Raw genomic sequence first — 4175 nt, 5'->3', positions numbered from 1 at the left:
GCACCCTCACGGGGTGCGGGCCCTGCCGCATGTCCGCCCTCACCGGGCCTCCGGCACCAGCCGCTCCGGCCCGCTCTGCGTCTGCGAGCGCAGCATGTCCCGCAGGATCTCCTGCTGGAACGACAGCGGGCCCGGCGCCGACTTCGGCGGGACTCCCCGCACCGTCTCCCCGGCGGGCACCGGCGGTTCGTAGCGCGTGGGCGCGGTGTGCAGGGTCAGCGTGGTGGCGCCGATGACGGCGACCGTGAACGCGATCGCGGACCGGGTCCAGAAGCGCGCCCTGCGTTCCCCGTTCACCCGCACCGTCGCCGGCCTGGCCGCCGACAGACGTTCGGCGGCGGCCAGTTCGATGAGCCGCCGGTGCAGGTGGGACGGGTCCGCGAGCTCCGGCACCTGCGCCGCGACCGCCTCGCGCGCGTGCAGCAGCCGCTTCGCGGTCGCCCGTCTGCTCGCCTCCGTCTCCGCCGCCGTCTCCGGCAGACCGAGACCGACCCCGTCGTGCAGCAGAAGAGTGCGGCGGTACGACGGCGGGAGCCCCAGGAGTACGTCCATCAGTACGCGGTCGGCCGCGTCGGCGGGCGGGGGTTCGCCGCGCCGGTGACCGAGGCGGAACCGGTGCCAGGGGGAGAGCGCGTACTCGTACGTCGTCGCCCGCACCCAGCCGGCCGGGTCGCAGTCCTGGGCCACCTCGGGCCAGCGCTGCCAGGCGCTCTGGAAGGCGCGCTCGACCGACTCGCGGGCGAGTGCGCGGCGGCCGGTGAGCAGATACGCCTGCCGGACGAGGGCGGGGGCGCAGAACGAGTACAGCGCGTCGAAGGCCTGATCCGGTGTCAGGGCCGCGGTCTCCATGCCGTCCCGCGCCGGTCCGGCGTCCGGTGGCGTCTGCCGCTCCAGCGGCGCGGTCGTCTCGGTCCCGTCCGTCCCCCGGTCGGCCGTCCCGCCGGGGCCGGGCTCCGCGAACGCGGCCAGCAGCCTGGCGTACTCCTCCAGCTTCCGGCCTCGCGGAGCGGCGCGGCCGGCTTCCCACGCACGCACCGTCCGCAGAGGGACGCCGATCCGCGCAGCGACCTGATCCTGCGTCAACGCACCCTTCTCGCGCAGGCGTCGGCGTTCGCCCGGAGAGGGGAGCGGGGGCGCAGGGCTCTGTGTCACAGGACGCCCTTCCGTACGAAAAAGTACATAAATTTATATTGAGTGACACGTCGGAGGTTCGCCTGTTACGACGGTAAAGCGCGTGTCGTTGGGAGCATGGCGACGTGATCCAGATGACCGCTCGCCGATCGTTGCTGTCACCCCTGCTGATGCGGATGCGCGACCGTTCGCCGGGACTGGGCGCCAGTCTCCTGGGCGGTGCCGTCGCCGCGGGGCTCGGACTCGGCGCGCTCGCCGTGCTCGTGATGGTGCTCTGGATCAGTTCGCCGTATCCCGACAGCGGCCCCGGGGGCGCCCTGCATGTCGCCGCCGCCCTGTGGCTGCTGGCGCACGGTGCCGAACTGGTCCGCACCGACACCCTCTCCGGCGTTCCGGCCCCCGTGGGCCTCACCCCGCTGCTGCTGTGCGCGCTGCCGGCCTGGCTGGTGTACCGGGCGGCACGGGACGCGGTGGACGGCGACGGGGACACCGATGTGGACGCGGACCTGCCGCCGGTCGCGGCGCACACGGCCTGGGCGGGTGTCGTCCTCGGCTATCTGGCCGTCGGCGCGGCCGCCGCTCTCTACGCCGCGGGCGGCGATCTTCGGCCCTCGTGGAGATCGACGGAGGTGAGCCTGCCGCTGGTCGCCGTGGTGATGGCCGGGGCGGGCGTGTGGACGGCGTACGGGCGGCCCCGCGGTCCGGTCGACCGTGTGCTGGGCCTGCTGCCTGGCGCGCTGCGGCGGCTGCTCCTCGGGGCGGACGCGCGGGCGCGGCTCGGCGCCGTCGTACGGACCGCCGCCGCCGGGACGGTGGTGTACTTCGGCGGTGGGGCGCTGCTGGTGGGGGTGTCGCTGGTGTGGCACGGGGATACGGCACGCGCGTCCTTCTGGCAGCTGACGGAGGGCTGGTCGGGGCGGTTCGCCGTGCTGCTGCTGTGCCTCGCGCTGATGCCGAACGCGGTGGTGTGGGCGGCCGCGTACGCCCTCGGTCCCGGCTTCACGCTGGGTGTCGGCCATGTCGCGGCCCCCGTCGCCTCGGCTCCCGCTCCGCTGTTCCCGCCCTTCCCGCTGCTGGCCGCGGTCCCGGACGCCGGGCCGGGTACGCCGCTGAACTGGGCGTGCGCGGCGGTGCCGGTGGCGGCCGGGGTGACGGTGGGCTGGTTCACGGCGAGGGCGGCGCTGCGCAGGCCGGGGACCCGGGGCTGGTCGCGGGAGCGGACCGCGGCCTCGGCCGGGCTGGCGGCGGTGCTGTGTGCGGGGGCGCTCGCGGTACTGGCCGCGCTGGCGGGCGGCCCGCTCGGCGTCGCCACGCTCGCCCGGTTCGGGCCGGTGTGGTGGCAGGTGGGCTGCGCGGCGCTGGCCTGGACGGCGGGCGTGGGGGTGCCGCTGGCACTGGCGGCGCGGTGGTGGCGGAACCGGGACGCCGTTGCGAAGGCGGGCCCCGAGTCGACGATCGGCAGACAGCGCGCCGAGGCGGCCGAGCCCGCGCCGGCCTCGGCACCGGCGTCCGCCTCGGCAGCCGCTCCGGCGTCGGAGCCGACGCAGGGGGCGGGACCGAAGCGGACGTGGAGGCTGGCCGTGAGGAGGAAGACGCTGCCGAAGCCGCCCTCGGCCCCGGCATCGGTACCAGCATCGGCACCGGTACCGGCAGCCGCTCCGGCGTCGGAGTCGGCGCCGGGTTCGAGGCCGAAACGGACGTGGAGACTGGGCGCGAGGACGGTGCCGGAGCCGCCCTCGGACCCGACGCCCGGACCGACGTCGGCCCCGGCACCCGAACCGACGGCCGCCCCGACGCCGAAGGCGGTCACCGGGACGATCCCCGGGCAGCCACCGAAGACGCAGGGGAGCCAGGGGAAGGCGAGAGAGCGGGCAGGCCAGGCGGAGCCGGGGGTGCGGGTGCGCCGGCGTCTGCCGCGCGTCCCGGGGCGCACGCGGGCCGACCGGCCGGCCGGGCCGGGGGAGGCGTCGGCGTCGGTGCCCCGGCCGGTGCCGGAGCGGACGCCCGGGGCGGAACCCGGGCGGACGGAGGAAGGCCGGGACGCGCACGGGCGGCGGTTCCGGATGCCGGGGCGCCCTGCGGTCGGCAGGCTGCTGCGGGGTCGGCGTTCGAGCGGGCCCAAGACGAAGCCGGGGAACACCCGGGGCGCGGCCCGGCGCCGCGAGGACGAGAGCCCGTACGACCTCCTCCCGGCCGATCCCCCAGCCGTCGAGCCGCTGCCCGGACCCTGGCACGGCGACGCGGCGCGCGAGGCCCGCTGGGCGGCCCTGCGGGACGCGTCCGGCCCCGCGGACGACACCACCGACCCACGCCCCTGACATCAGCTCCGGGGAACCACCGACACCTCTGCCGGCCGGGCCCGTGCCCGTCGGAGTCCCCCGGTCGGCACTTCTGCCAGCCGGCATCTCTGCCCGTCGGCGCCCCGCCCAGCCGGAGTTCCGGCCGGTCGGTTCCTCCGGCGGTCGGCACCCGTATCAGCCGTAGTTCCTGCAGGTCGGCATCTCTGCCAGCCGGGTCCCTGCCGGTCGGGACCCCTGCCGGTCGGAGCCCTCTGTCGGTCGGCTCCGCCCGTCGGCACCTCCGCCCGCAGGAACCCCTCCCCGTCGGACCCCCTCCCCCGCGGGAGGCGCAGGCCCCGGCCGTCAGTTGGTGCCCAGTACCCCGCGCAGTTCCTCCGGCAGGAGCTGCTTGCAGGACTGCTTCGCCGCGTTGGTGAGGGCGTCGTTCGTGCAGGTGTAGTAGTCGCGGTAGACGAGCTGGGCGGTGAAGCCCGCCGCGACCAGGACGATGGCCAGCGAGGCCGTGACCAGACCGCTCACCGCGGCGGTGGTCTGCGGGCGCCCGGTCGTTGTCTGGGCGGGGGTGTTCGGGTCGGGGGTGCGGGGCTTGATCCGCAGGGCGCTGACGCCCCAGTACACGGCCAGGGCGCCGAGCAGCAGGCTCAGGTACGACCATGAACGACGTGGACCGGTTCGAGGCATCCAGGCCGCGCCTGGAGGCGATCGCCTACCGCCTGCTCGGCTCCGCGAGCGAGGCCGAGGACG

2 protein-coding genes and 1 pseudogene are annotated in these 4175 nt (G+C 76.1%); 1 reads left to right on the top strand and 2 read right to left on the bottom strand.

Translation table 11 applies throughout. From position 1 onward, the window contains the following. Positions 1-39: 39 nt before the first annotated feature. Positions 40-1152 (bottom strand): helix-turn-helix domain-containing protein, encoded by a 1113-nt coding sequence (locus ABT085_RS44505; protein ID WP_351622396.1) that lies wholly within the window; start codon positions 1150-1152, stop codon positions 40-42. Between the two features lie 113 nt (positions 1153-1265). On the opposite strand from ABT085_RS44505, the gene ABT085_RS46935 reads away from it, so the two are divergent. Next, positions 1266-3449 carry a cell division protein PerM gene (locus ABT085_RS46935; RefSeq protein WP_502982984.1) on the top strand — a complete coding sequence of 728 codons (2184 nt, stop codon included), beginning with the start codon at positions 1266-1268 and terminating at the stop codon, positions 3447-3449. A gap of 324 nt (positions 3450-3773) precedes the next feature. On the opposite strand, the pseudogene ABT085_RS44495 reads toward ABT085_RS46935, so the two are convergent. Then, positions 3774-4088: pseudogene (locus ABT085_RS44495) on the bottom strand (hypothetical protein); the annotation flags it as partial. Positions 4089-4175 lie beyond the last annotated feature (87 nt).

This window comes from Streptomyces sp. NPDC002265, assembly GCF_040296125.1.
Classification (GTDB): domain Bacteria; phylum Actinomycetota; class Actinomycetes; order Streptomycetales; family Streptomycetaceae; genus Streptomyces.
The sequence above is the reverse complement of the archived record's forward strand: the minus strand, read 5'-3'. Positions and strand labels throughout refer to the sequence as shown.